The organism is Kribbella sp. NBC_00889, assembly GCF_045207705.1.
GTDB lineage: Bacteria > Actinomycetota > Actinomycetes > Propionibacteriales > Kribbellaceae > Kribbella.
In genome coordinates, this window is record NZ_CP108783.1 from 2792522 (window position 1) to 2819214 (window position 26693).

The 26693-nt window shown below is 68.0% G+C and carries 29 protein-coding genes; 19 read left to right on the forward strand and 10 right to left on the reverse strand.

Translation table 11 applies throughout. The features are described 5' to 3' along the window. The first annotated feature begins 26 nt into the window (after positions 1–26). Genes OG817_RS13475 through OG817_RS13485 form a run of 3 tightly spaced genes read left to right on the forward strand, consistent with a single transcriptional unit; the run spans position 27 to position 4828 of the window. Positions 27–2777, forward strand: coding sequence for a GNAT family N-acetyltransferase (locus OG817_RS13475; RefSeq protein WP_406054616.1), 2751 nt, complete (start codon positions 27–29; stop codon positions 2775–2777). Between the two features lie 24 nt (positions 2778–2801). Beyond that, a complete protein-coding gene (locus OG817_RS13480) occupies positions 2802–3866 on the forward strand; it encodes a zinc-dependent alcohol dehydrogenase family protein (protein ID WP_360456843.1) in 1065 nt (354 codons plus the stop codon). Next, positions 3863–4828, forward strand: a complete 966-nt coding sequence (locus tag OG817_RS13485; protein WP_406054619.1) for an Acg family FMN-binding oxidoreductase — start codon at positions 3863–3865, stop codon at positions 4826–4828. The genes OG817_RS13480 and OG817_RS13485 overlap by 4 nt, the downstream gene beginning before the upstream one ends. 4 nt (positions 4829–4832) lie before the next feature. Here the strand turns inward: OG817_RS13485 and OG817_RS13490 are convergent, their stop codons facing one another. Further along, positions 4833–5102, reverse strand: coding sequence for a hypothetical protein (locus tag OG817_RS13490; protein ID WP_406057681.1), 270 nt, complete (start codon positions 5100–5102; stop codon positions 4833–4835). Between OG817_RS13490 and OG817_RS13495 the strand changes: the two genes are divergently transcribed. From OG817_RS13495 to OG817_RS13515, 5 genes are all read left to right on the forward strand, one after another. Beyond that, positions 5064–5168, forward strand: coding sequence for a hypothetical protein (locus tag OG817_RS13495; RefSeq protein WP_406054621.1), 105 nt, complete (start codon positions 5064–5066; stop codon positions 5166–5168). The two genes, OG817_RS13490 and OG817_RS13495, sit on opposite strands and share 39 nt — an antisense overlap. Before the next feature lie 213 nt (positions 5169–5381). Further along, entirely contained in the window at positions 5382–6305 is a 924-nt protein-coding gene (locus tag OG817_RS13500) for a universal stress protein (RefSeq protein WP_406054623.1), read from the forward strand. Between the two features lies 1 nt (position 6306). After that, the gene (locus OG817_RS13505) at positions 6307–7983 is read left to right on the forward strand and encodes a SulP family inorganic anion transporter (protein ID WP_406054625.1); all 1677 of its coding nucleotides are present in this window, start codon (positions 6307–6309) and stop codon (positions 7981–7983) included. 2 nt (positions 7984–7985) lie between these two features. Then, on the forward strand, positions 7986–8546 hold the full coding sequence (locus tag OG817_RS13510; RefSeq protein WP_406054627.1) for a flavodoxin family protein: 561 nt from the start codon (positions 7986–7988) through the stop codon (positions 8544–8546). Continuing rightward, positions 8543–8782 carry an SHOCT domain-containing protein gene (locus OG817_RS13515; RefSeq protein WP_406054629.1) on the forward strand — a complete coding sequence of 80 codons (240 nt, stop codon included), beginning with the start codon at positions 8543–8545 and terminating at the stop codon, positions 8780–8782. Before OG817_RS13510 ends, OG817_RS13515 begins: the two co-directional genes overlap by 4 nt. Before the next feature lie 166 nt (positions 8783–8948). Here the strand turns inward: OG817_RS13515 and OG817_RS13520 are convergent, their stop codons facing one another. From OG817_RS13520 to OG817_RS13530, 3 genes are read right to left on the reverse strand one after another with little or no spacing between them, the layout of a single operon-like run. After that, positions 8949–11345, reverse strand: a complete 2397-nt coding sequence (locus tag OG817_RS13520) for a glycoside hydrolase family 65 protein (protein WP_406054631.1) — start codon at positions 11343–11345, stop codon at positions 8949–8951. Between the two features lie 16 nt (positions 11346–11361). Beyond that, positions 11362–12300, reverse strand: a complete 939-nt coding sequence (locus OG817_RS13525) for an Acg family FMN-binding oxidoreductase (RefSeq protein WP_406054633.1) — start codon at positions 12298–12300, stop codon at positions 11362–11364. Between the two features lie 59 nt (positions 12301–12359). Continuing rightward, positions 12360–13739, reverse strand: coding sequence for an MBL fold metallo-hydrolase RNA specificity domain-containing protein (locus tag OG817_RS13530; RefSeq protein WP_406054635.1), 1380 nt, complete (start codon positions 13737–13739; stop codon positions 12360–12362). 190 nt (positions 13740–13929) lie between these two features. On the opposite strand from OG817_RS13530, the gene OG817_RS13535 reads away from it, so the two are divergent. The 8 genes from OG817_RS13535 to OG817_RS13570 all read left to right on the forward strand — a co-directional run bounded on the left by OG817_RS13535 (position 13930) and on the right by OG817_RS13570 (position 19634). Continuing rightward, complete coding sequence (locus OG817_RS13535; protein ID WP_406054637.1) at positions 13930–14490, forward strand: hypothetical protein; 561 nt, start codon at positions 13930–13932, stop codon at positions 14488–14490. Positions 14491–14494: 4 nt separating this feature from the next. Then, the gene (locus OG817_RS13540) at positions 14495–15739 is read left to right on the forward strand and encodes an NAD(P)/FAD-dependent oxidoreductase (RefSeq protein ID WP_406054639.1); all 1245 of its coding nucleotides are present in this window, start codon (positions 14495–14497) and stop codon (positions 15737–15739) included. A 2-nt stretch (positions 15740–15741) separates the two neighbouring features. Further along, positions 15742–16056 carry a TusE/DsrC/DsvC family sulfur relay protein gene (locus tag OG817_RS13545; RefSeq protein ID WP_406054641.1) on the forward strand — a complete coding sequence of 105 codons (315 nt, stop codon included), beginning with the start codon at positions 15742–15744 and terminating at the stop codon, positions 16054–16056. 11 nt (positions 16057–16067) lie between these two features. Next, a complete protein-coding gene (locus tag OG817_RS13550) occupies positions 16068–16571 on the forward strand; it encodes a DsrE/DsrF/DrsH-like family protein (RefSeq protein WP_360456795.1) in 504 nt (167 codons plus the stop codon). Positions 16572–16642: 71 nt separating this feature from the next. Next, positions 16643–16777 carry a hypothetical protein gene (locus tag OG817_RS13555; RefSeq protein ID WP_406054644.1) on the forward strand — a complete coding sequence of 45 codons (135 nt, stop codon included), beginning with the start codon at positions 16643–16645 and terminating at the stop codon, positions 16775–16777. A gap of 15 nt (positions 16778–16792) precedes the next feature. Continuing rightward, positions 16793–17479: a CBS domain-containing protein gene (locus OG817_RS13560; protein ID WP_406054646.1), complete on the forward strand. Its 687-nt coding sequence runs from the start codon at positions 16793–16795 to the stop codon at positions 17477–17479. Between the two features lie 53 nt (positions 17480–17532). Further along, entirely contained in the window at positions 17533–18099 is a 567-nt protein-coding gene (locus OG817_RS13565; protein WP_406054648.1) for a hypothetical protein, read from the forward strand. After that, entirely contained in the window at positions 18075–19634 is a 1560-nt protein-coding gene (locus OG817_RS13570) for an FAD-dependent monooxygenase (RefSeq protein WP_406054650.1), read from the forward strand. Before OG817_RS13565 ends, OG817_RS13570 begins: the two co-directional genes overlap by 25 nt. A gap of 139 nt (positions 19635–19773) precedes the next feature. Here OG817_RS13570 and OG817_RS13575 read toward each other — a convergent pair whose 3' ends face one another. The 5 genes from OG817_RS13575 to OG817_RS13595 form a co-directional block, all read right to left on the reverse strand. Then, entirely contained in the window at positions 19774–20457 is a 684-nt protein-coding gene (locus OG817_RS13575) for a dienelactone hydrolase family protein (protein ID WP_406054652.1), read from the reverse strand. A gap of 19 nt (positions 20458–20476) precedes the next feature. Continuing rightward, a complete protein-coding gene (locus OG817_RS13580; RefSeq protein WP_406054654.1) occupies positions 20477–20989 on the reverse strand; it encodes a hypothetical protein in 513 nt (170 codons plus the stop codon). A 21-nt stretch (positions 20990–21010) separates the two neighbouring features. Further along, positions 21011–21436 (reverse strand): universal stress protein, encoded by a 426-nt coding sequence (locus OG817_RS13585; RefSeq protein ID WP_406054656.1) that lies wholly within the window; start codon positions 21434–21436, stop codon positions 21011–21013. After that, on the reverse strand, positions 21433–21900 hold the full coding sequence (locus OG817_RS13590) for a pyridoxamine 5'-phosphate oxidase family protein (RefSeq protein WP_406054658.1): 468 nt from the start codon (positions 21898–21900) through the stop codon (positions 21433–21435). Before OG817_RS13590 ends, OG817_RS13585 begins: the two co-directional genes overlap by 4 nt. A gap of 115 nt (positions 21901–22015) precedes the next feature. After that, positions 22016–22228, reverse strand: coding sequence for a DUF1918 domain-containing protein (locus OG817_RS13595; protein WP_406054660.1), 213 nt, complete (start codon positions 22226–22228; stop codon positions 22016–22018). A gap of 221 nt (positions 22229–22449) precedes the next feature. Here OG817_RS13595 and OG817_RS13600 point away from each other — a divergent pair, with 221 nt between their 5' ends. The 3 genes from OG817_RS13600 to OG817_RS13610 are packed head-to-tail and all read left to right on the forward strand — an operon-like array spanning position 22450 to position 25756. Next, positions 22450–23430, forward strand: a complete 981-nt coding sequence (locus tag OG817_RS13600; protein WP_406054662.1) for an ATP-binding cassette domain-containing protein — start codon at positions 22450–22452, stop codon at positions 23428–23430. A 2-nt stretch (positions 23431–23432) separates the two neighbouring features. Further along, positions 23433–24599, forward strand: a complete 1167-nt coding sequence (locus OG817_RS13605; RefSeq protein WP_406054664.1) for an ABC transporter permease — start codon at positions 23433–23435, stop codon at positions 24597–24599. Beyond that, entirely contained in the window at positions 24596–25756 is a 1161-nt protein-coding gene (locus tag OG817_RS13610; RefSeq protein ID WP_406054666.1) for an ABC transporter permease, read from the forward strand. The genes OG817_RS13605 and OG817_RS13610 overlap by 4 nt, the downstream gene beginning before the upstream one ends. 31 nt (positions 25757–25787) lie before the next feature. Here the strand turns inward: OG817_RS13610 and OG817_RS13615 are convergent, their stop codons facing one another. Next, positions 25788–26684: a hypothetical protein gene (locus tag OG817_RS13615; RefSeq protein ID WP_406054668.1), complete on the reverse strand. Its 897-nt coding sequence runs from the start codon at positions 26682–26684 to the stop codon at positions 25788–25790. Positions 26685–26693 lie beyond the last annotated feature (9 nt).

The following is a 26693-nucleotide window of genomic DNA, read 5'->3' on the forward strand; positions in this document are numbered from 1 at the left end:
GCTGGGGGTGACGATCTAGGAGCGAGATGACCACATCAGTGACTGACCCGGCCGGTGGCGCATCCGGATCGGGCCAGGGCCCCGTCACACCGGGGCCCGCGTCCCACCCAGCGCTCTCCGAGGCTGGGTGGGACGCCCTTGCCACGGATGGAGCAGTCGTTCGGATACGGCCGATCGGCGCCGGCGACGAGGCCGCCCTGAAAGCGATGAACCAGCGGCTCTCGGACCGTTCGGTGTACCTGCGGTTCTTCGCGCTCGACCGCCGTGGCGCGGACGAGCACGCGCACCACCTGGCCGACGGTAGTCCCGGGCACCAGGCTCTGGTCGCGGAATGCGCAGGGCGCGTGGTCGGGGTCGCAAGCTACGAAGTACTCCGCCCGGGCGAGGCGGAGATGGCATTCCTGCTGGACGACGCGGTGCACGGGCGGGGGATCGGCACCCTGCTGCTGGAACAGTTGGCCGCGGTTGCCCGCGAGGCCGGCATCCACCGTCTGCGCGCCGACACCTTGGCGGAGAACGCTGCCATGCTGCGCGTCTTCACGGACTCGGGATTCGAGCAGACGCACCGGTTCGACAGCGGGGTGGTCGAGTTGATGCTCGACACGTCGTACTCGGCGCGGACCCTGGACCGGATGGCCGAACGCGAACGCCAGGCCGAGGGCAAGTCCCTTCGACCGCTGTTCTCCCCGGCAGCGGTCGCGGTGATCGGCGCCGGTCGCACGCCGGGCGGCATCGGCCACGAAGTACTGCGTACGCTCGCCGGCGGTGGCTATCGCGGTGAGTTGTACGCCGTGAACCCGCGAGCCGACCGCATCGCCGAGGTAGCGGCGTACCCGTCGATCCTCGCGGTGCCGGGACCTGTTGACCTCGCGGTCATCGCGGTCCCCGCCGCGCAGGTGAGCGAGGTACTCACCGAATGTGGTCACAAGGGCGTTGCCGGCGCTGTCATCCTCACGTCCGGCTTCTCCGAGCTCGGTGCGAACGGGCTGCAGAGCGAGATCCTCGCGATCGCCCGCCGGCACAGCATCCGGTTGATCGGCCCGAACTGCCTCGGCATCGTGAACACCGCACCCGACGTCGCCCTCAATGCGACGTTCGCCGACGTGACCCCGCTGCCCGGCTCACTGGCAATCGCCGCGCAGTCCGGCGCCGTCGGCATTGCGGTCCTGGACCATGCGAGCCGGATCGGCCTGGGCATCTCGGAGTTCGTTTCCCTCGGCAACAAGGTCGATGTCAGCGGCAACGACCTGCTGCTGCACTGGTGGAACGATCCGCGGACAGACGTGATCGCGTTGTATCTGGAGTCGTTCGGCAACCCGGTCAAGTTCGGCCGGCTCGCCCGGCTGGTCGGCCGGACCAAGCCGGTCCTGGTGGTGAAGGGCGGCCGCTCGACCGGCGGCCGGCGTGCGGGCGCCTCGCACACCGCCGCCGCGTCGACGCCGGACACCGCCGTCGACGCCCTCTTCGAGCAGTCCGGCGTACTGCGGATGGACACGCTCGAGGAGCTCGTCGAGACGGCCCGGGTGCTTGCCGGACGTCCGCTGCCGAAGGGTCATCGGCTGGCCGTGATCGGCAACGCAGGTGGCGCGGGTGTGCTGGCGGCGGACGCGGCCGGGCGGCTCGGTCTGGAGGTTCCCGAACTCAGTACCGCGACCCAGCAGGAGTTGACGGCCGCTACTGGCGCGGTCGGCGCGGGTAACCCGGTCGACCTCGGCGCCGCGGCGTCTCCAGAGACCCTGGAACGCGCGCTTCGCGTGGTGCTCGACAGCGGCGAGGCCGATTCGGTGTTGGTCTGCTACGCCGCGACACGGGCCGGCAGCGTGTCCGAGACCTACGCGGCGATCGGGGCCGCGTCGGCCGATTCGGAGGTGCCGATCCTCGTCACCTGCCTCGGTGCGCCGAACGCCGAACCGCGGGTTCCGTTGGCCAACGGGTCACACCTTCCGGTCTTTCCCTTCCCGGAGAGCGCCGTTCGTGCGCTCGCGCACGCCGTCCGGTACGCCGCTTGGCGGTCGCGTCCGCAAGGCGTCGTACCGACGCTGGCCGGCATCGACGCGGAGGGTGCACGGACGGTTGTACGACGGTTCCTCGAGCACCGGCCAGAGGGCGGCTGGCTCGGTCCGGAGCAGGCTGAGCAGTTGCTGCAGTGTGCTGGAATCCCTGTGGTTCATTCGATCCGGGCGAGCGACCGCGAGCAAGCGCGGACCGCGGCCGGTCGGGTCGGCTATCCCGTCGTCGTCAAGACAGCCGCCGAAACCATCGTTCACAAGACCGACGTCGGGGGAGTGCGCGTCGGCTTGGCCGACGAACGCGCGGTCGAAGCGGCATATGACGAGATCGCCGCGGCGACGGGTGATCGGCGTGTCATCGTCCAGGCGATGGCGCCGGCCTCGACCGAGATGGTCGTCGGCATGGTCCGCGACGCGTTGTTCGGTCCGATCGTGATGGCCGGCAGCGGTGGGGTGCTGACCGACCTGATGGCCGACCGCCGTTGGCGTGGCCTTCCCCTCACCGATCTGGACGCCGCCGAAATGGTGCGGTCACTACGTTGTGCGCCTCTACTGGCCGGCTACCGAGGCGGCGCACCCGCCGACGAGGCCGCGGTTCTCGACGTACTGCACCGAGTCGCCTGGCTGGCCGAGACGCTGCCGGAGATCGCCGAGCTCGACATCAACCCGCTGACCGCCGCTCCGTCCGGAGCCGTCGCGATCGACGCGAAACTGCACATCACCCCGGCCGGCCCCCCGCACGACTGGTACGCGCGGCATCTGCGCTGAACCCCCGTCGAAAGGAGAAGTGAGATGAAAGCATTGGTCTATCACGGTCCGGAGCGCCGCAGCTGGGAAGAGGTGCCGGATCCGGTCATCGAGGACTCCGAGGACGCGATCATCCGCGTCGACGCGGTCACCATCTGCGGTACGGATCTGCACATCCTGAAAGGCGACGTGCCGACGGTCCAGCCCGGCCGGATCCTTGGTCACGAGGCAGTGGGAACCGTCCTGGACATTGGTGCCGGAGTACGAGGGCTGACCCCCGGCGACCGGGTGCTCATCTCGTGCATCACATCGTGTGGGCGTTGTGAGTACTGCCGCGAAGGCCAGTACGGGCAGTGCCTCGGGGGCGGTGGCTGGATTCTCGGTCACCTGATCGACGGTGTGCAGGCCGAGCAGGTCCGAGTGCCGTTCGCGGATCGTTCGGTGCACAAACTGCCGGACAACGTCACGGACGAGGCTGCCCTGCTGCTGGCGGACATCCTGCCGACGTCGTATGAGGTCGGCGTGCTCAATGGGCGCGTGTCTCCTGGCGACACGGTCGTGATCGTCGGCGCAGGTCCGATCGGGCTGGCCGCGATCGCTACCAGCAAGTTGTTCAGCCCCGCCCGGATCATCGTCGTCGACGTGGCAGACTCCCGCCGGAAAGCCGCCCTCGAACGGGGCGCCGACGTGGCGTTGAGTCCGGACGACGACGTCGTGGGCGCCGTGCGGGAGTTGACTGGTGGCCTGGGTGCCGAGGTCGCGATCGAAGCCGTCGGCATCCCGGCGACCTTCGAGCTATGCACCCGAGTGGTTCGTCCGGGCGGGACGGTCGCCAATGTCGGTGTGCACGGTGCGCCGGCGACGCTGCACCTCGAAGATCTCTGGATCAAGAACGTGACCATCACGACCGGCTTGGTCGACACTGTGTCGACACCTCGCCTGCTGTCGATGCTTGCGGCCGGTCGCCTGGAGCTGCCCGGACTCATCACGCACCGCTTCGGTCTGGACGAGATGCAGGACGCGTACGACGTGTTCGCCCGCGCGGGTGAGACGGGTGCGCTGAAGGTCGCGCTCTTCAGCGCCGAAGGTGCGGAGCAGGACAGCCGGTGACGGCGACGCCGGCCGAGGACGTCCGCGATCAGCTGCTCCGCGCGGCTGTCGCGGCGCCCTCGGTGCACAACACCCAGCCGTGGAGGTTTCGCTTCCGCGGCTGGGTGGTCGAGGTTCATCGCGACCGCGACCGGGAGTTGCCGGCCGAGGACCGCGACCGGCGGATGCTCTACCTGTCGCTCGGCGCCGCGGTGTTCAACCTGCGCGTCGCAGCAGCGCTCTGTGGCTACGGCACCGACACGAGGAGCGTTCTGGATCGGGCGCATCCCGATCTCGTCGCCGAGGTCGAGCTGGTCATTCCCGGGCCGGATATCCAGTCGCTGTCGGCGCTGGCGCCGTACGTGCCGCTTCGTCGCACGAACCGGCAGCCCTACAGCGATCGACGGGTTACGCCGGAGGTCCAGAAGTTGCTGGAGCTGTCCGCCCGGCTGGAGGGCGCTCTGCTGGACTGGGCGGAAGCACCTGCCCGGCGGAGATGGTTGCAGCTGGCAAGCAGCGATGCCGGCGCGTTGGACGATCAGGACGCGGCCAGGAGCGCCGAACGTCGTCGGTGGGTCGGCGGCGCACGTGCCCGGGACGGTGTTCCGAGCAACGCGCTCGGGCCACGCAGCGAGGGGGAAATCTCGCCGGTCCGGGATCTGGCCGCAACTCCCGCGGACGAGAGCCGGACGGTCATCGCGTTCGAGGCGGAACCGCAACTGGCGGTGCTGTCGACTCGCCACGACGGTCGTCCCGAATGGCTCCGGGCCGGTCAGGCGATGGAGCGGGTGCTCTTGGAAGCGACTGCTCTGGGACTGTCGACGTCCTTGCTGAACCAGGCGCTGGAGCACGACGAGCTCCGTTGGCTGATCAACGACCCGCTCGGTCCCTCGTACCGCCCGCAAGTCATCATCCGCGTCGGCTATGGCCCACCCGTCCCGGCGACGCCTCGCCGTCCGATCTCCGACGTATTGCTGGACTGACCGCTCAGCGGGCGGGCTGGTCGCGCAGAGCGATTCTGGCGAGGACGCGGAGGACCGCAAGAGTTTCGCTCAGCTGGGTTTGCAGCTTGGGGGTCGGTCCGGTGGCGACCAGGTCGCGGCGGATGTCTTCGAGGCGATCGACGTACGGCGAGGTCACCCGGTCGACTCGATCGTCACCGCCTCTGAGGAGAGCGGCGCCTAGCTGCTGGTCGTCGGGGACCGCCGGCTGACCTCCATGCTGCTGGGGTCCGTTGCCCGGGGCATCCTTCACCACGCGACCTGCCCAATCGCCGTCGTCCACGATCGTCGAGACGACGCCGCAGACGCTGGAACGTGCTGAGGGGCGCGAACCAGCAAGGTGCCGTGCGGCCCGTGGCGGACAGGCCGCACGGCACCGACTTGCGTCGGCCGATCGATCGTCACAGCTACAGCTGGGAGGACGAAAGTCCTTCCAGCTGTCGCTGTCCGGCCTGGACGCCGAGGTACCGCGCCTCTGCCGGCGGAGATGTCCACGAGCGACGCTCAAGGTGAGGAAAGTCGAAGGAGGCATGAGATGAAGAGCTGGGTGCGGAACGGACCTGTCGTCGTCGAGGTAGATGGCACGGCCGAGGGGATGCGCGTGGTCGACTACGCGTGCGTGGAGGCGCTGCGGTCCGGTGCCGACCTAGTGCTCGCTGCTCCCTACCGCGCGCACGGCACCTTCTCCCCGATGCGGCCGACCGAGCTGCCGAAGCCGCCTGGCGACCTGGCCGACATGGCGCTGCGGTTGGCAGTTGCGCATGTCAGGCATCGATATGGCTACGGCCTGCAGCTCGAGGCCGTGTCGAAGGAAGGCTCGCGGGCGAGAGTGCTCGCGGAGATTGCCCGGCACGCGCGGATGCTCATCATCGGACGGACACCGAAGCGCGGGCCGCAGCGCCTGGTCGCCGCTCAGACGAATCTGAACCTGGCGGCCCGGGTCGGTTGCCCGGTCGTGGTTGTACCGCTGTCCTGGCGTCCGTCCCAGGTGGATCGCAAGGTCGCTGTCGGCATCGACGGCTCGGGGCAGTCGGCCGAGGCGGTGGAATTCGCGTTCCGGGCTGCTGTGGCCCGTGAGGGCGACCTGATCGTGGTTCGCGCCGGCCTGCCGCCCGACCACGCGTTCAACGACGACGATGTCGAGCACTCGTGGATCAGCCGGGCCGACCACACGATCAGCGAGGCAGTGGCCGCATGGACCAGTGAGTTCCCGCAGGTGCGGGTGACCCGGTTCCTCAGCAGCCGGCCTGCCGTGGAGGCGATCCTGCACGAGAGCAAGGATGCCGGTCTGATCGTCGTGGGCGCGCACGGCTCCGTGCCGGCCACGGACCCGGTGGCGCGGCGCTGTGTGGCAGCGATGCCGTGCCCCGTAGCGATCGTTCCGCATCACCTGACCGTCGTCGAGCGGGAGCGCCTGCTGGAGCCCCGTCGGCCCGACATCGTGACACCGATGTACTGAGATGGCTACGACCGGGATCGCCGCTCTCCGCCACTACCAGGTCTCCTGGATGCGGGCCGACGTACTCGCCGGCGTGACGGTCGCGGCGTACCTGGTACCGCAGGTGATGGCCTATGCGCAGGTGGCCGGGCTCCCGGCCGTCGCTGGGCTGTGGGCGGCACTCGGTCCGCTGCTGGTGTACTTCGTGCTCGGTTCCTCGCGGCTGCTCTCCCTCGGTCCCGAGTCGACGACGGCGTTGATGACTGCCGCGGCGATCGGTCCACTGGCGGCCGGGGATCCGACCCGGTACGCGATGCTCGCGGCAGTACTGGCGCTCCTCGTCGCCGGGGTCTACCTGATCGCGTGGCTGGCCAGATTGGGGTTCCTGGCGGATCTGCTGTCCAAACCGGTGCTGGTCGGATACATGGCCGGGATCGCGGTCATCATGATGACCGGCCAGCTGGGGAGGCTGGCCGGCGTACGCGTCAGCGGCGATTCCTCGGTCGAGGAGGTCGTCTCAGCCGCCCGGCAGATCGGCTCGTGGCACACGCCGACGGTTGTTGTGTCAGTGGCGGTGTTGGGTTTGCTACTGGTTTCCGCGCGGTGGCTGCCGCGCCTACCTGGACCACTTGTCATGGTGGTGTTGGCATCGGTCGTGGTCTGGGCGACCGGTCTGGACGTCAAGCTGGTCGGGGCAGTCCCGTCAGGGATCCCCGTGCCCGAACTTCCGCAGGCGTCTGCGGCGGATCTGCGCATGCTGCTTCTTCCGGCGTTCGGCGTCGCATTGGTCGGCTACACCGACACCGTGCTGACCGGTCGTGCGTTCGGGCAACGCCATCACGAGCGGATCGATTCGAATCGTGAGTTGCTGGCCATGGGCGTCGGCAACCTGTCGTCCGGTCTGCTCCGCGGATTCCCGATCAGCAGTAGTGGCAGCCGGACGGCGATCGCGGACGCGACCGGCGCGAAGAGCCAGGTCTATTCACTGGTTACCGCGGTGGTCGTGGTCATGACCCTACTGTTCGCCGGACCGTTGCTGTCGATGTTCCCGTCGGCGGCGCTGGGTGCTCTGGTGGTCTTTGCGGCGTTGCGGCTGGTGGATCTGGACGAATTCCGCAGGTTCTCCGCCTTCCGCCGTACCGAACTGATCATCGCCCTGGCCACCACAGCCGGCGTCGTCGCTCTGGATGTCCTGTACGGCGTCCTCGTCGCGGTCGGGTTGTCCGTCCTCGACGTACTGCGCCGGGTCGCGCGGCCGCACGACGGTATCCTCGGCATCGTTCCTGGGATCGCAGGCATGCATGACGTGGACGACTATCCGGATGCGCGCCCGGTTCCAGGCCTGGTCGTATACCGCTACGACTCACCACTGTTCTTCGCGAATGCCGAGGACTTCCGGCGCCGTGCGCTCGCCGCGGTCGACAACGCCGATCCGCCGGTGCATTGGCTGCTGCTGAATGCCGAGGCGAATGTCGAGATCGACATCACCGCCATCGACGCGCTCGACGCGCTTCGACAGGAGTTGTCCAACCGCGGGGTCGTGCTGGCGATGGCACGCGTCAAGCAGGATCTGTCCGACGATCTCCAGGCTGCGGGGTTCCTCGATCGGCTCGGCCGCGACCACGTGTTCTTCACGCTACCCACCGCCGTACAAGCCTTCCGGGACCGTACGGGGACCACGACCGAAGCAAGGAGTTGACCATGTCCGAGACACCACGTGCCCTCATCGTGTACGAATCGATGTTCGGCAACACCGAGAAGGTCGCGGCCGCGATTCGCGACGGACTGAGCACCATCATCGACACCGACCTGGTCCGTGTCGACCGGATGCCGGGCCGGATCCCCACGGACGCCCGGCTGCTCGTCGTCGGCGGACCGACGCACGCGTTCAGCATGAGCCGGCCGTCGACGCGGACGGACGCCGGCAAGCAGGGCGACGTCACGATGCCGGTCGACACCGGGATCCGCGAGTGGCTTGGCTCCTTGCCGGTCCGCACCACCAAGACGATCTCCGCAACCTTCGACACCCGCATCACCAAAGTCCGGCGCCTGCCGGGGTCGGCCGCCAAGTCCGCGGCGAAGATCCTGCATCGCCGGGACTTCAGGGCAATGGTGCCACCGGCAAGCTTCTTCGTCGACGACACCACCGGCCCGATCGACGACCGCGAACTGGAGCGGGCGCGCCGGTGGGGCGAGGAGCTGGGCCAGGAGCTCCGGTCCGTACTCGGCACCATCTCGCGCGCAAGCAGGCGATCCGCGTGATGCACAACGGTATCGACCCTACGCTCGGCTGGATCGTGTTCGGGTTGACGATCTGGCTGGCGGCGATCGGCGGCGCGATCGTGCTGGCGATCCGCACCATCCACCACCCGCCACCACCCGAGGTGCTCCCGTCACCATTGGACATCCTCGAGCGTCGCTACGCCGCGGGGAAGATCACGCGCGAAGACTTCGACGAAGCCCGGGCCCGCCTCCACGAGCACGAAATAGACATCTGACTCATAACCGAGCTCAGACTGCGACACGCGTCGTTCGGCCCTCGGCCGCGGGACTTGTGCCTCTGACTTGCTGCGCGCGGCGTCTCTAGCGTCAACCAAGAGGCTGAGTGTGGTGCTGATCGCGGTCGACACGATCGCGAAGCTGGTTCATCGGGCCGCCCGGAGGTCAGCCGCCGCGGCTCGACCACGTGCGTGACTCCCCGGGCCTCAGTGGCCGGGTGCGGCCGAAGCATCGAACTGCGATCGCAGGTCCAGTGCCAGGGTCGACGGTGAGAGTGACCTCACTGGTCGAGACCTTGGCGACGATACGGTGCCCGCGATAGCGAAAGACCATCCTGAGGGTGCCGAGCTTGGCCGGCCAGCGAGGCCCGAACCGGAGGACGTCGTTGGTGCCGCCCAACCCGGTGAAGCAGCGCTGGATGAGATCGATGCTGCCAGCCATCGCGCCGAGGTGGATGCCCTCCGCTGCCGTGCCGGTCCGACTGGGGTCGCCGGCGTCGCTGTGCAAGGCCTGCTCGAGGAATTCGAGCGCACGGTCGGGATCCAGCATCGCCAGGCCCCACGCGTGCACGACCGCGCTGAGTGACGAGCCGTGGCAGGTCCGGGCCAGGTAGTACTCGACCGTGGCGCGCACGGTGTTGGCTGTGAACGGGTACCCGAGACGTTCCATCAGGTCGTGCAACTCGCGACGAGGCAGCAGGTACAACAGCATCAGGACATCGGCTTGCTTGGAGACCTGGTACGACGTAACGTCGCGGCCCTCGGCTTCCAGGATCCGATCGAGCCGGCGGATGTCGCCGTACGTCGAGCGGTAGTGCTGCCAGTCGAGCTCGGTCAGCTGCTCGTACCCCTCGAACTGGCTGATCACGCCGTCGTGGAAGGGAACGTACATCCTCCGGGTCAGCTCGTCCCAGTGGCTCAGTTCCTCGGAGCGCAGGCCGAGTGTGGCGGACAGCTCCGCCCGCCGCCAGGCCGGCAGCCGCTGGAGTGCCTTTGCGGCGACTCCGAACAACCAGACGGCCAGCACGTTCGTGTAGGAATTGTTGTCGATCCCGGCGGCGGGCCGACTGGGATAGCCGGTGTGGAACTCGTCCGGCCCGACCACACCCCGGATCACATAGCGGTCGCGACCCTGGTCGTACTCCGCGAGTCCGGCGAAGAACCGGGCCACCTCGATGATGACCTCGGCACCCCGGTCGCCGAGGAACTCCAGGTCGCCGGTCATTTCGACGTACTGCCACATCGTGTACGCGATCGCCAGGCCGACGTGACGCTGCCGGAAGGTCGCGTCCTCGGTCCATCGGCCCGACAGCGGGTTGAGATGCAGACGCTGGCTCTCCTCGCGGCCGTCGCTGCCTGATTGCCACGGAAACATCGCCCCGGGGTAGCCGGCCTGCCGTGCTGCCTGCCGGGCGGCCGGGAGCCGTCGATACCGGTAGCGCAGCAGCGAGCGGGTCAGTGCCGGCATCCGCAGAGTCAGCAGCGGGAAGACGAAAAGTTCGTCCCAGAAGATGTGACCGCGGTATGCCTCGCCGTGCAGACCACGGGCAGGTACGCCGGCATCGGTGTCGCCACTGTGCGCGGAGACCGACTGCAGCAGGTGGAACAGGTTCAGCCGGACAGCGGCCATAGTGCCGTCGAAGGGCTCCTCGAGCTCGATCGAGAAGCCCTGCCAGAGCTGGGACCAGGCGAGTACGTGGGCTTCGCGGAGTTGGTCGAAGCCGGGTGCGTGGGCCAACGCCGTCTGCGTTGCGAGCAGTGGTTCCGAGATGCCGACGTCTCGAGAGCCATGAATCGCCGCGACCTTCTCGGCCGTGACGACATCTCCAGCCTGGACGGGTACGACGAGCTCGGCGTACGCGGAGTCCGAATCCGTCCGCGTGGTCCAGCCGGCAACCGGCGATCCGTTGTGGGCGGCAACGGTGCGGATGCCGACGGCCACCCGGTGACGCGACTGCGAGGTAGCCGCCGCGACCATGAGGTTTCCATCGTCAACCGTTGGGCTCACTTCGGTCAGATGCCGGCCGGACAACTTCCGGTACCGCTCGACGCCACAGTTGCGCACCGCCCCGTTGACCGCGGATCCGAGCCGGAGGTGGCCGGCCCAGCCCGTCACCGTGATGGCCAGTGTCTGGCCCGCCAGGTGTGGATCGGCCATGCTGGCGAAGCGCCGCTCGACACCGCTGATCTCCCGGCCGAGTGGATCCCGCAGCCGGAAGCGCCGCGTCAGTACGCCTCGCAGCAGGTCAAGTTCCTGGTCGTGTTCGAGGACCTCGCAGGTGTCCGGTGTGATCCAGTCGCCGTCGTTGATGGCGACCGTCAGGGGAAGCCAGTCGGGCAGGTTGACCAGACTCTCGTTCTCTACCAAATGGTCGTCGACGTCGTCGATGAGGCGGTTGTAGTAGCCGGCCAGATAGGTCCCGGGGTAGTGATGATCCGTCGCCGAGGATCCGGCCCAGGCGCCGCGGGTGGCGAAGTACCCGTTGCCGACGGTGCAGAGCGCCTCACGCCGCCGCTCGTCGGACGGCTCGTACCCGCTGAACCGATGGATCCAGTCGTTCATGGCTCATGTCCGCCGATCAGAACGAGCGATCGAGTGAGTGCTGCCACGGGATGCGGCTGGTGCTGGTTTCTGCTTCGGCCGGGTAGCCGATTCGGAGGATCATCTGGGGCCAGGCGCCGCCGATCAGGTCGCGGACCTGCCGGCGCAAGTCCGGGCGCTCCAGCGCCTGATTCAGGAACGACACGACCAGGACCGACGACGTTGCCGCCAGCAACACTCGCTGCAGGGCCAGCCCGGCCCGCACCCAGGCGGCCCTGTCCTCGTTGTCGGTACTCAGCACGGCGATCACCGGCCTCGCTTCGAACGCCGTCTGCTCCCGGCCCTCGATGTGGTATCCGGCGGCGAGATCTCTGACCATCGCCGGTCCGGTGGGGAGCGGACCGAGGGCGGTGGACGGTATGCCGTCGTCCGCCCGTTCGCCGCCGATCCACCGGGAACGTTCGTGCAGGCGGTCCTCGTCGTGCAGGTCAAGGTCGTCGGCCTGCCGCAGTATCCTGGCGAGCTGACGTATCGAGTCCTCGTCCAGCCGGTGCAGCTCCGCCCCCTCCGCGGTCGCAGCCCTCGACAGCCGGCTGATCACCATCGGCGGGATGGGCAGGTCGCGCATCGGGCCGCGATAGGTGTGTCGACGGCCGATCTCGCGGTACAGGGTGGCCAGCTCAGGCACCGGGCCGAGCGAGTCGGCCAGGAAGATCCTGGCGGCCACGGTCGGCTCGGCGGGGTCGGGTGTGACGGCGAAGGTCGACTCGTGCCCGAGCATCGCGGCCGCCACCCGGAGGTTGAAGGCCGCTGCGCCCAGTCCGATCCGGATCTGCCGTCCGGACGGATCCTCAGCCGGCAGGACGCGGTCCTCGTCGAGGTGTACGTCGATCACCTGACCGGCGACCTCGAACCGCCAGGGCTGGGTGTTGTGCATCGACGGTGCGTGAACTGCCGAGGCCAGTAAGATGCCCACCTCGTCCTGGGTCAACGATGTCGCTCTGCTCATGGTTGTGCTCCTTGGTGCGGGGTCGGCTACAACCGGACCCGTTCGAGGTGATGAGGTGTCACGGCCGTCCAGCCGAGTTCGTCGCCGATCCGGTCCGCGAGGGCATGCCGGGCGTCGTCCTCGCCGTGGACCACGTACACGGCGTCAGGCTCTCGACGCGCGGTCGACAGCCAGTTGACGAGTTCGTCGGCGTCGGCGTGGGCGGAGAACTCGGGCATGTCGGTGACCCGGGCGCGGACGGGGACGTAGCGGCCGTGGATCTTGACCGACCGGGCGCCGTCGAGCAGTTGGCGACCACGGGTGCCGGCAACCTGGTAGCCGGGAAGGAGAACCGTGTTCTTCGTCTGGGGCAGGAGGCGTTCCAGGTGGTACAGGACTCGGCCGCCAGTGGCCATCCCGGAGGCGGAAACGATGATGCAGGGTCTGCCGGGGTTGTTGATCCGTATCGACTCGTCGACCGATTGCACGAGTCGCAGGTCGCCGGGGTCGAAGGGGTCGTCCCCGGTGAGGATCTCCGGTCGTAGCTCGTCGGACTTGTTTTCCACCGCGGTGCGATAGACGTTCAGCGCGGCCAGCGACATCGGGCTGTTCACGTAGATCGGCAGGTGTGGGATCAGGCGCTCTGTGGTCAGTACGGCGAGCTCGTGCAGGATGACGGCGGTGCGGTCGACGGCAAAGGCGGGGATGAGCACCACGCCTCCGCGTTCGACTGTCGATGTGATCAGCCGGGCCAACCGGGCATGGTCGACGGGCAGGTGCAGCCGGTTGCCGTACGTCGACTCGATCACCACCGCGTCGACGTCGGGCAAGGGCTCGGGTGGGAGCAGAAGCGGATGGTCCTGTCGGCCGAGGTCGCCGCTGACCGCCAACCGACGGCCTCCCAGCTCGACGACGGCGAAGGCCGACCCGAGGATGTGGCCGGCCCGGTAGAGGGTGACGGTGCCGCCTCCGAACAATTCGGACATGCCGGACTCCGGCGTTGGGCGGAAGTGCCTGATCGCCCGCTCGGCATCGGCGCTGTCGAACAGCGGCAACGGCGGATCGTGCCGCGAGTAGCCGCCGGCCCTGGCGTGGCCCGCGTCCTCCATCTGCAGGTGTGCGGCGTCGCGGAGCACGATCGCGGCGACCTCGGCGGTCGCCGGCGAGCAGATCACCGGGCCGTGGAAGCCCTGCCGGACCAGGGCCGGCAGGTAGCCGCAGTGGTCGAGATGAGCATGAGTGAGTACGACGGCGTCGAGCGTGTGGGGATCGATCGGGAAGCTGTCCCAGTTCCGGCGCCGCCAGCGTGCCTCGCCCTGGAACAGCCCGCAGTCGATCAGCGTCCGGTGGTTCTGGTACTCGAGCAGGAACTTGCTGCCCGTGACCGTTCCGGCCGCGCCGAGGAATGTCAGCACGGGAGTACTCATCGCAGGCTCCCTTCGGTGCGTCGAGCCGCGTCGCTACTTCAGCTTGGGTCACCGGAGCGCCGCCGTGCTGCGGGCTTCGGTCCCGAGGTGGGGGGGTCCTTCGGCATACCGAGCGGTGACCGCGGCCCCTGACCTGGCGAGGCTCCGCGACCGGACGATGAAGGCAACGGAACGAGGAAAGGACATGACAATGACCACGACTCCGCGTCGGCGTGATGTGCCGGCTCCTGTGATGGAGCCTGATGGTGATCGGTATCCGGTCATCACTACTGCGGCGGGCCGTGCGCTCGCGGTGCTGCGGATTGCTTTCGGCCTGACGTTCTTGTGGGCTTTTGTGGACAAGTTGTTCGGGTTCGGATATGCGACTGCGGAGGGCAAGGGCTGGGTCGATGGTGGCGATCCGACGGCCGGGTTCCTGGGGAAAGGCACGAGCGGACCGTTCGCGGACTTCTATCAGTCGCTGGTGGGTGATTGGTGGGTTAGTCCGTTGTTCATGGTTGGTCTGGTCGCTATTGGTGTGGCGCTGACGTTGGGGATCGGGATGCGGATTGCCGCGGTGGCGGGGGGTCTGCTGTATGTGTTGATGTGGACCGCGAACCTGCCGCCGGAAAACAACCCGGTGCTGGACGAGCACATTCTCGGTGCGATCACGCTGGTGGTTCTGGCTCTGGTTGCTGCTGGCAACGTGTGGGGCTTGGGCAAGCAGTGGGGACGTCTCGACATCGTCCACCGTTACCCCTGGCTGCGGTGATGTCGTGAAGCGCTTGGTCATCTTGGGTGCTGGAACCGCGGGCACGATGGCGGCGAACAAACTCCGCCGCCATCTGGCCATGGACGAGTGGCAGATCACCGTCCTCGACCGTGACGACGTCCACCTGTACCAGCCCGGCTTGTTGTTCCTCCCGTTCGGGCACTATCGGCCCGAGCAACTGCGGAAGCCCCGGCGGCGTCTCCTGCGCCCCGGAATCCGGCTCCAGCTCGCCGAGGTCGACCGGATCGACCCCGTGGGCAAGGTCGTCAAGCTCACCGATGGTGACGCGCTCGGCTACGACTACCTGGTGATCGCCAGCGGTACCTCGCCACGGCCGGACCAGACACCTGGCATGCTGGGCACCGAGTGGCGCCGCAGCATCTTCGATTTCTACAGCTACGACGGTGCGGCCGCCCTGGCCGGCGCGCTGGAGTCGTTCCGCGGCGGCCGCTTGGTGGTGCACATCGTCGATCAGCCGATCAAGTGCCCGGTCGCACCACTGGAGTTCACCTTCCTGGCCGAAGCCTGGTTCCGGCAGCACGGAACACGCGACCAGGTGGAGATCGTCTACGTGACGCCGCTGTCCGACGCCTTCACCAAGCCGATCGCCGCCGAGCGGCTGGGCGGGATGCTCGAGGATCGCAAGATCACGCTGGAGACCGACTTCCTGGTCGAGCGGATCGACCCCGAGCGCAAAGTGCTGGTGTCGTACGACGAGCGCGAGATCCCGTTCGATCTCCTCGTCACCGTCCCGCTGAACATGGGCGCAGACTTCGTCGCCCGGTCCGGTCTCGGTGACGAGCTGAACTACGTCCCGGTCGATCGCCGCACCATGCAGTCGACGGCGTACCCGGACATCTTCGCGATCGGCGACGCCAACGACCTGCCGACGTCCAAAGCCGGCTCGGTGGCACACTTCTCGGTCGAGGTGTTCACCGAGAACTTCCGCGAGTACGTCGAGGGTACGGCGATGACCGCGCGGTTCGACGGGCACGCCAACTGCTTCGTCGAGTCCGGAGACGGCAAGGGCCTGCTGATCGACTTCAACTACGACACCGAGCCGTTGCCCGGCGAGTACCCGCTGCCGCGAGTCGGCCCGTTCACCCTCCTGCGGGAGACCGCCCGCAATCACTGGGGCAAGTTGGCGTTCCGGTGGATCTATTGGCACCTGCTGTTGCCCGGCCGCCGGCTACCGCTGCCGAGCAACATGTCCATGACCGGCAAACATCGACCCGACAAGGAGAACTGATCATGCCTGTCCTCACCATCGGCTCCGCCGACGTCCACGTCGACGCCGAGGGATTCCTGACAGAGTACGGCGAATGGAACGAACCGCTCGCGGAACAGTTGGCCGCCCAGATCGGCATCGAGCTGACCGACGAGCACTGGAAGGCGATCAGGTTCCTCCGGTCGGACTTCCCCTCGCACGGCGAGACGGCGACGCTGCGGCGGGTGTCCACACTGGCCGGCATCCCGATCAAGCAACTGTTCGTCCTGTTCCCGGTCAAGCCGGCCAAGAAGATGGCCTACGTCGCCGGCCTGCCCAAACCGCGTGGTTGTGTGTGAAGGAGATCGTCATGACCGAGACACTGGCTGTCGTACCCGACTTCGGTGACCAGGCCGAGGGCCGCAAGCTGGCCATCATCTGCTCCAAGGGCAACCTGGACATGGCCTACCCGGGCCTGATCCTGGCGAATGCGGCCCTTGGCGAGGGCGTGGAGACGCATCTGTTCTTCACGTTCTGGGGCTTCGACATGATCACCAAGTCGCGGATGCACGAGCTGAAGTTCACGATGCTGGGCAACACCGCGACCCATATGCCACAGGGACTCGGCGGCCTGCCGGGAATGACCGCGCTGGCCACCCGCCAGATGAAGAAGCAGATCGAGGAGGTCGGCGTCCCCGACGTACCGGAGTTCCTCGAGCAGATCGTCGCCTCGGGCGGTCACCTGTGGGCCTGCCGGATGTCGGCGGACATGATGCAGCTCGACGAGTCCGATCTGTACGACGAGGTCGAAGGCATCATCAGCGCAGCCGACTTCATCGAAAAGACCGAAGGCGCCCAGTTGCTCTTCATCTGACGTCTGATGAATCAGCCCGGGATCGCCTGGCCCTGGGCGGTGAGAAGGCGGGCGACGAGGCGATGCTGCGCATGGCTCGGCAGGCGCTGGACGCGGACGGCCTCGGTCTGATCTTCGGCCGCAATGTGTGGCAGCGCGGGTACGACGACTCGTTGCGCTTCGTCGAGTCGCTGCGCGAGGTCCTCGCGGCCCATCCGAGCGAGTGAAGAACGGAGAAGGCGATGAGGCATTTGCTGACAGTCTCGGACGTGATGACGACTGACGTGATCACGGTGGCCGAGGACACGCCGTACAAGACGCTCGTGGCTTTGATGGCCGAGCACCACATCAGCGCGCTACCGGTGATCAACCGGTACGGCGGCGTCGGCGGCGTGGTCTCGGAGACGGACCTGCTCCGCAAGGAGGAGTTCCAGCGCTCGCCGTCGTTGCCGTGGGCACTGCGCTGGTGGCATCGCCGGGCTCGTGCCAAGGCTGCCGGCCTGCGGGCGGGGGATGTGATGACAGGCCCGGCGGTGACGATCGAGCAAGGCTCGACGATCCCCGAGGCGGCCAAGCTGATGGCCGCACGCGGAATCACCAGACTGATCGTCACCGACGGCGAGGTCCTGACGGGCATCGTGACGCGATCGGACTTGCTGACGGCCTTCCTGGTACCGGACGAGCGGATTCTCCAGCGGGTGCGGCGCGATGTCGTCGAGCACGCGTTGTGGGAGGACCCGTTCGGGGTCGAGGTGACGGTCGATGACGGGGTCGTGACTCTGACCGGCCAGCTCGACCATCGCAGCATGGTCTCGATCGCAGGGAAGCTGACGCGTGGGGTCGACGGAGTGGTCGGCGTCGTCAACCAGCTCACGTGGGCCTTCGACGACACGGTGCCCGCGCCGGGCACGGGCGCCCGCTACGCGTGACCTCGCGGCGGCGTCACGCGACCTGTTGTGCGCCCTGATCGAAGGAGGACTTGATGACTCAGCAAGGGCCGTTGCCCTGGGCCACCGCGTTCGCCGCGGTGGTGCGGTGCGTTGTGGCCAGCGGGAAGCTGCTGGTGCAGCGACGCATACATCAGCCACGTGAGCACGTCGGCCGGCGTTTGTGGTTCGCCGACGGAACTCGCGGCCGGGTCTACCGGGAAACCGTGGTCGATCGGCCGCCGGCCGCCGAACCGTGCGTTCTGGTGGTGGCCTTCCTGTTGCGCGGTGTGCATGGTCGTGGGCACACGCTGTTTCGGTGGGAGTCTTGGCTGAACCTCCCGCTGTTCGTCGGCTTCGAGGGATTCGTCTCGAAGCTGTGGCTGGCTCACGACGACCACGGCTTCTATCGAGGTGTCTACGAGTGGGACGGGCCTCAGGCAGCGGAGGCGTACGCTCGTGCGCTGTGGCGAGTACTCGAGCTGGTGAGCGTGACTGGCTGCGTCCGCTACCGCGTGATTCCAGACCTGCGGTGCGAGGACCTGCTGGCAGACGCTCACATTCTGGATCCGATCGAACCTACCGGTGAGAGGTCCTGGTGGCGGTTGATCGACGCGGCCTGACCGAGCCGGTGGATGTTCTGGTCGTCGGTGCTGGGCCGACCGGACTGGCCGCGGCTCTTCAGGCCCACGGCCACGGTGCCACAGTGCGGGTGGTGGAACGCCGGACGGAGGTCTTCCGGCCGTCGCGCGCGATGATCATGCACCCGCGCACGCTGGAATGTCTGCGGCCGCTCGGCGTGACCGACGCACTGCTTGACAGGGCAGACATCTCGCCCCGCGCGGAGGTGCATCTGGGGCGCAGACGGGTCAGCGTCCAGCTGTCCGAACTGGCCTTGCCCGACACCGCGTTCCCACATCTGACCCTGGTGCGGCAGATGGATGTCGAAACCGTCCTGGCACAGGCGCTGACCCATCGAGGCGTCACGGTCGAGCGCGGGGTGGAGCTGGCGGACATCGCGACCGCGGAGGGCGTCGTAGGGGCCGCACTGCGGTCGAGCTCCGGAATTGAGGAGGCACCCTGCCGGTTCGTCGTCGGTTGTGATGGGGCCACGAGCACTGTGCGTTCCCTTGCCGGGATCGGCTGGCGAGGTGCTTCGTACCGGCAGGAGGTCGTGCTGGCCGATGTGGAGCTCGGTGGCGAGCTGACCCCGAATGCCCTGCATGTCGCCGCCGGCCGCACCGGGTTGCTGTTCCTGTTCGCGCTCGGCGAGGGCGCGACCTGGCGCGTGCTCGCGACCCGGCCGGCTGGAGGGCCTGTCGAGAACGACTTCGGGCAACCCGGCGAAGGTGTTCCGGCAGCGGAGATCCAGCAGTTGCTCGACCAATCGGGTCTCGGCGTCGCCGTACAAGAGTTGCGGTGGTCGGCCAAGGTGCCCCTGCAGCACCGGCTCGCCGCGACGTATCGGTACCGGCAGCTGTTCCTCGCGGGGGATGCCGCCCACACGCACTCCCCGGCCGGGGCGCAGGGGATGAACACCGGCATCCAGGACGCGATCAACCTCGGCTGGAAGTTGGCCTACGCAGCGGGCGACGGGAGCGCCTACGGCGACCTGCTCGACTCCTATGACCAGGAACGCCGGCCGGTCGCACGCCGGGTGCTCGCGATGACGCACGCGATCTTCTTCGCCGAGGCGTCGACACATCCGCTTCCCGCCCTGCTGCGCGGCACCTTGGCACCTCTGCTGGCACCGGCCGCACCACTGCTGCTGCGGCATGAGCAGTTCTTGGCCGAGACGATCCGCACGCTTTCCCAGCTCCGGGTGAACCACCGCTCCAGCGTGCTCTCGCAAGACGGCACGCCGTCGTCCGGCCAAAACCTCAGGTCAGGCGATCGATTGCCAGACGCAACAGTGATTTGTGACGGTGGAGCGGTTCGGTTGCACGAGCTCACCGCGGCACCCGGCATACATCTCCTGCTGTCCGGCGACGTGGACCTGGTCGACTCGCCGGGCCCGCGAGTTCACGTCCATCGCCTGACCGGTGGACCAGGACCCGAAGTCCTCGCCGTCCGTCCGGATGGCTATATCGGTTACCGCTCGGGCCCGAAAGGCGCTGCGAAGCTCAATGCTTGGCTGCGCCTCGTCGGAGCCGGCTGACCTTCCAGCGGGGCTCCGGGCTGAACCGATGGCGGCTATCAGGCCGCTCCTCACTCATCGCCGACTCGTAGCTACGCGGCCGGCCGACCTCCGTACTGGCGGAACGCACCGGGACCAGTGATCAGCACTCGTTGCAGGGTCAGCTGCTGCCGGCCGTTCCTGGCGCGCCGGGCCCGACGTGCTCGGCGAAGAACGCCCGGACTCGCTGCCAGGAATCCGATGCCGCGGCGGCATCGTAGTTGCGCCATTGGTCGTTGAAGAAGGAGTGCTTCGCACCTGGATAGACCTTCAGATCGTGTGGCACACCGGCCGTCGTCAGGTGCGTCTGCAGGATCCTGGCGGCCTTGGTGGTGAAATCCCTGCCGGGCCATGATCCAACGACCGGACACAGGCGACGGATTGCCTCCCGGGGCCTGGGTGCGGCGCCGTAGAACGGCGCGATCGCACAGAGCCGCTCGTCGCTACAAGCCCAGGTCAAGACGATGGACCCTCCCAGGCAGAAGCCGATGGCGCCGATCCGGTCGGCATCGACGTCGGGATGGTTGCCCAGTCGAGTGAGCGCGTCTTTGAGGGCCGGCACGCCGTAGTGGTCGAGATTGCCGGCGATCGCGCCTGCGAACATCCGCGCCATGCACACGACGCGACTGCGGCCCTCGAACAGGTCGATGCCCAGCGCGGCATACCCCTCAGCCGCGAACCGCCGGCAGACGTCGCGGATGTTGTCGTTGAGTCCGAAGGCCTCATGGATGACCACCACCCCGGGATACGGTCCCGGCCCGTCGGGAAGAGCCGGCCAGGCAGCGTCGAGCGTTTCCGTCCTCATCGCTCCAGCGTGCTCCGCATCACGGCTCGACGGGGTGGCACTCGTAGCGCTCGACAAGCTTGAACGGTTGGCGGTCGATCGAGGCCTCGTTGCGCCAGATGATGGTGTGCGCGTCCGCGATGTGCCAGAACAACCGGATCCGGACAGGCGGGGTGCCGATGCTCTCGAAGGTGAGCAGATCACCGTCGATCCACCCGCGCAGGATCTCGGTGTGTCCATAGTTGTCGGCCACCGTTGCGCGGTACTCCTGCACGGTCGGGTCCCAGCCGGCGACCCAGTGCAGATGCCAGCGGAGGACGAACGTGCCGTCGGTGAGGAACTGGTCCTGCTGGTAGTTGCCGACGATCCACAGGCCGTCCTGGATCAGCTCGTGCCGTCCTTCACCGACAGCCGTCATCCGAGGACTGCCCGGTCCCATTCCGCCCGGCTGGATCGTCCCGCTCCACGTGATGTCGCGGTGGAAGCGGGCGAGATCTCGCATCTCGGCGCCGGCCTCGAGTGGTCGTGGTACGGCGGTGATGTCAGTGCTCATGGTCATCTCCTGAAGCTTGCGTCAGCGCACAACCGCGACCGGGCATGGTGGGTGGTGCACGAGGGCTCGGCTGGTCGAACCGAGCAGAAGGCCACGGAATGCGCCCCGGCCCCGGGACCCGACCACGATCAGCACGGCGCTGGTTGCTTCCCGCAACAAAGTGTGCGCGGCGCCGGCGAAGGTCACGATGGCGTCGACGGCGAGCCGCGGATGGGTCTCGCGGATCCGTTGGGCGAGCTCGGCCACCAGGTGTTCGGCCGCATCACGCAGCAGATCGGTCGGCAGCGGTACGGACGGGATCCCCAGCGGAGCGTTGATCAGCGGCAAGGACACCGCGTAGGTCACCCGGAGGTTCGCATGCCGGCGCTCAGCCTCGGCCGCCGCCCACCAGACCGCGGTCTCGCTGGCCGGCGAACCGTCGTACCCGGCGACGATGCTGGGCGTCATGATCGGACGCCTTCGACCTTGCCCGCGTCGTACTGTCCGATCGCGCTCGTCGCCGCGGACCGGAAGACGATGTCGCCGTGGTGGACGATGAAGTTCACCGGTACGACGGTCAGCCGTCCGGCGGACGCGAACGCGATCCTGCCGATGCCGCCGGATTCGATCAGGTGCAGGCTCTCCTGCTCCCGCATCTCATCGAGGATCGGGTGCAGCGCGGTGCGGCCGTGATCCGGGGGGCGAGTGGGGTCCGCGCCAAGGAGACCGGAGACGGTGGTGTCGAGTGCGTCGGCGAGACGGATCAGGGCGCCCGTGGTCATGGCGACTGGAGCCTGCTCGACGTGGGCAAGGTAGGCGGGGTCCATCCGGGCCCGCGCGGCGACCCCTTCCCGGGTAAGACCCAGCACGCCACGGCGGCGGCGGACGCGCCCGGCGAGATCTCCGCCGCTCGGCTGCTCGGTCGCTGCCATCGTCGCTCCTCCAGTCCAAGCCTTGTGTAATCAGCACACATCGGCCACGGTCCGCCCGAGCACGGGTGCCGTGAGTTGTACCGTGTCCATGAAACCCCCCGCCGTGATGTCTGGATCAGTGGCTGTGGGTTTGCTTCATCTGTTCAGGGGTGAGGATGTGGGCCCCGGTGCTCGGGATGACCAGGGTTTCGGTCTCGGTGTCGTCCCAGCGGACGAGGTACGGCGGAGAGCCGTCAGGACCGTGCACTTCCAGGATCAGTCCGTGCCGTTTGCGGTCGCTGAGGTGGGTGCCCTCGATCATCAGCCAGTCACCCGGTGCTGCCTTCATCGTCCCGCTCCCTCCGATTGACGGCCCGCCATCGGGCCCAAACCCAGCACAGCACCGGCTGAGCGTGTCGAGCAGGGACCAAGTTCCCTCCGTCAAGGTCCGAATGGCCCCATGTCACGCGCCTGCGCGACGAGGAGCTGCGGCCTCGATGGCGCATTCGGCTCCGCAGACGGGACCGTTGGCCCTGCTGCGAAGGCAGGTGGGGAGGCGAGGGTATAGGTATGGAAGCTGTCGAGACCGTTCCTGCCGAAGCAGGTCCGACTGCTGCGCAGGCGCTGGTCGCGTCGCAGCTCGGCAAGCGGTTCGGGGACCGGATCGCGGTCGACAATGTCAGCTTCGAGATCGCGGCGGGGGAGACGTACGGGCTGCTTGGGCCGAACGGCGCCGGCAAGACGACGACGATCCGCCTGGTCTGTGGCCTGCTACGACCGGACGCCGGTGAGGTCGTGATCGCGGGCCGCCGCGTCAGTACGACGGACACCTCGGCGAAGCGGTACGTCGGTTATGTGCCGCAGGAGATCGCGCTCTACCCCGATCTGACCGCGCGGGAGAACCTGCGCTTCTTCGGGCGCCTCTACGGACTGCACGGCAAGGCGCTGAACCACAGGGTCGGCAAGGTCCTGGAGTTGATCGGCTTGTCAGAGCGAGGGCGCGATCGGGTCGAGTCGTTCTCGGGCGGGATGAAGCGGCGGCTCAACATCGGCGCCGGGCTGCTCCACGAGCCAACCTTGCTGGTTCTGGACGAGCCGACCGTGGGTGTGGATCCGCAGAGCCGGCACGCCGTGATGGAGAGTGTCCGGTCCTTCGGCGCCGCCGGGATGGCGGTGCTCTACACCACGCACTACATGGAAGAGGCCGAGCGGTTGTGCGATCGGGTCGGCATCATCGACCACGGCCATCTGGTTGCCGAGGGCACCCGTCGTGAGCTGGTGGCGAAGCTGGGCGAGCACGACCGCATCCAGCTCTCCGCCACTGGCGACCTCGGCGTCCTGGCAGATCGCTGCCGCATCCTGGAAGGGATCGACGGTGCGGATGTGAAGGACGGCCAGGTGCAGCTGCTCGCCCGCGACGGGCGCCGTGTGCTGCCCGCGGTCCTCGACGCCGCGGAGCGGATCGGTACGCCGGTCCGATCGGTCGAGGTGGCCGAGCCCGACCTGGAGGCTGTGTTCCTGCACCTGACCGGCACCGCCCTGCGGGAGTGATCGTGCCCGCCGCACTCGTGATCGCCGCCAAGGACCTGCGCCAGCGCTTCCGGGACCGGTCGGCACTTGTCCTCGGCTTCGTCGCGCCAATTCTGGTCGCCGGCCTGATGAGCTTCGCCTTCTCCTCGGTGGAGGCCTTTCACGCCGACGTCGCGCTGGTGGACAACGATCGCGGCCAGATCGCCGTCGCCTTGCGCACGGCGCTCACCAGCCCCGAGTTGTCCGACGTGCTGACCGTCAAGCCGACCGAGAACGAGCAGCAGGCCCGCCAACTGGTGGACGACGGCGAGGTCGGCGCCGGCTTGGTCATCCCCAAGGGATTCAGTACAGCGGCCATCGGTGACGAACCGGTGGGCGTTACTGTTCTCGGCAGTCCGGACAACCCGCTGCAGGCCCAGGTCGCCCGAGCAATCGCCGACGCGTACATCGCACAGCTCAATGCCGACAGGCTCTCGGTGCACGCAGCGCTGGCCGCTGGCGTGTCGCCGGCCCGGACCGAAGAGTTGGCCAAAGCAGTGGCCGGTTTGAGACTGCCTGAGTCCGTCGAGGAGCGGCCCACCGGCTACCGGCAGCTGACGACGGCCAGTTACTACGCACCCGCGATGGGCATCATGTTCGTCCTGTTCGCGATCGGATTCACGGCCCACGGATTCTTCGCCGAACAGCGGGCCGGCACGCTCGAGCGGATCAGCACCGCGCCGGTCGGTCGTGGCGCCGTACTGCTGGGCAAGTCACTCGCCGCGTTCGCCTACAGCGTTGTCAGTCTGACCAGCCTGGCCGTGGTGACCTCCGTGGCGTTCGACGCGCAGTGGGGGTCTCCGATCCCGGCCTTCACGCTGATCATGGCGATGTCGGCGGCTCTGGTCGCACTGACCGCGCTGGTGATCGCGGTGTCGCGGACGGAACGGCAGGCGGACGGGATCGCGATGATCATCACCTTCACTCTGCTACTGCTCGGCGGGAACTTCGTACTGATCAGCCAAGCGCCTGAGATCCTGCGCAAGCTGGCTCTGCTGACACCCAACGGCTGGGCCTTGCGTGGCTTCACCGACCTCGCCACGGGTGCTGCCGCGACGAGCGCCGTTCGACCTGTTCTCGCCATCCTGGGCATGGCGGCGGTGATCGGCGTGCTGGCTGCAGCCATAGGCCGCTGGAGGGCTGCGTCATGACTGCACTTGCCGTGGCCGGCGCCTCGCTGCGCCGGATGCTCCGGGATCGGACTGCGCTGTTCTTCATCGTGCTCCTGCCCGTCCTCGTCATCGCGATCATCGGCACCGTGGTCGAGAACCCAGGCGGCTTCCGGATCGGCGTGCTCAGTGGGCAACCCTCGGGCCGATCCCTTGCGGCGGCTCTGGTCGAGGACCTCGCGACGGTGGGGCCGGTCCGTACCCTGACGGACGAGGAGACCGCCCGTACGGCGCTGAGACGCGGCGAGCTCGACGCGGTGGTCTTGGTCCCGGCAGACCTGGACACGAGGCTGCTGAGTGGCGACGATCTGGCGATTCCCGTGCTGGCCGGTGGCGCGGAGTCGACGCAGGCCGCCGTACGTTCCGCGATCTCCGCCGCGGTGGCGCGGCATGCCGAGCGGGTCCAGGCGGCCGCCTTCGCGGCCCGGACGACTGACAGCACTATCGCGGAGCAGTTGCCCAGGGCCACTGCTCTGCAGCAGGCGACTCCTCGCATCGCGGTCAAGACAGAGAACGTAGCCAGTGGCAGCGACTACCTGCCACTGGGGTTCGGGTACAGCGCACCGACGATGCTGGTGCTGTTCGTGTTCATCAATGCTCTGGCAGGCGGAGCCGCGATCGTGCAGACCCGCCAGCTCGGGATCCACCAACGAGCGCTGGCCGCACCAGTCCGCGCTCGGACGCTGCTTCTTGGTGAGGGCCTGTGCTGCTTGACGTTCTCGCTCCTGCAGTCGGCGTTGATCATCGGCACCGGCTCACTCCTGTTCGGCGTCGCCTGGGGCAACCTGCCGGCGGCGATCGCACTGGTCGTCACCTGGGCCCTCGTGGGCACCGGTGCCGGGATGCTGAGTGGCGCCGTCTTCAAGACGCCGGACCAGGCGTCGGCGATCGGGCCGGTCGTCGGCATCGCCTTCGCCATGCTCGGCGGCTGCATGTGGCCCCTCGAGATCGTCCCGGACACGGTCCGCACACTCGGTCACGCGACACCGCACGCCTGGGCGGTGGACGCCTGGATCACCGTGTTGTCCCGCGCGGGTGACATCACCGACATCGGCACCGAGTTGGCGGTTCTGGCCGGATTCGCCCTGGGGATGCTGGTCCTGGCCTCGACCGTTCTCCAACGCAGACTCAGCAGCTGACCCCGTCGGTCCCGCCGATGGACGGGTGCGGTCAACTGGTGGCGGCGCGGCGTACGGCGGTGATGGCGAAGCGCTCCACGCCTTGAAGGTGCCCGCCGGTGGAGACCACGACCGTGAGGGCGGGGTCGGCCGCGCCGGCAAACGCCACACGGGCCGACCAAGGCTGCCGCTCACCGCCGGCCGGAACGCAGCAGAACGTGCCGATCGGCTCGGCGGACGACGATTGGCGTACCTCGACGCGGATGGACTCGTCCACGCCGGTGATCCGCCCGCCGACCGTCATCGGTGAGCTCGCCTTCGCGCCGTACCGGGGGCGATCGAGGGTGAGTGTGCTGTCGATGGTGCCGACGACCTCCCACGGCGCATCCTGTCCCTGACCGAGCTTCACCAGGTGCAGCATCGCGGCCAGACTGGCGTGCCCTTCGCCCTGGAAGCCGACGCCGATCCGCGCCTGGTCACCGATGACCGAGGTGGACACGATCCGGTCGACCTCGGTGAAGCCCAGGTAGCCGGTCGTGAACGACAGTGCCGTCTGCTCGGCGTCAAGGTGCCAGGGCTGCTGTCCACTCGCGCGGTAGCTCCGCTGCCACGCGGCTGCCGCGGCGGCCGAGCTGAACGGCCAAAGAGGCTGGTAGGCGAACGGCCGTACCGTTGGGCTGGGTGTTCGCCTCGTGGTGGTGGGTCCCGGTGACGGTTCGCTTGTCGTCGGTGTCGGCGACGCGCCGGCGGATGGAGTGGCGCTCGCCGACGGAGGCGGCGCGGTCCCAGGCTCCGGACCCGAGTCACGAAGGAACACCACAGCCAGCACGCCGATCAACGCGATGCTCGTGACCGCCGCGACGACGACCGCGATCCACATCCGCCGGGTCATCCGGCCCAGTCGTCCCGGATCGATGCCCGGGAGCTGGTCAGGGCTGTTGCTCGTCATGTTGGACTC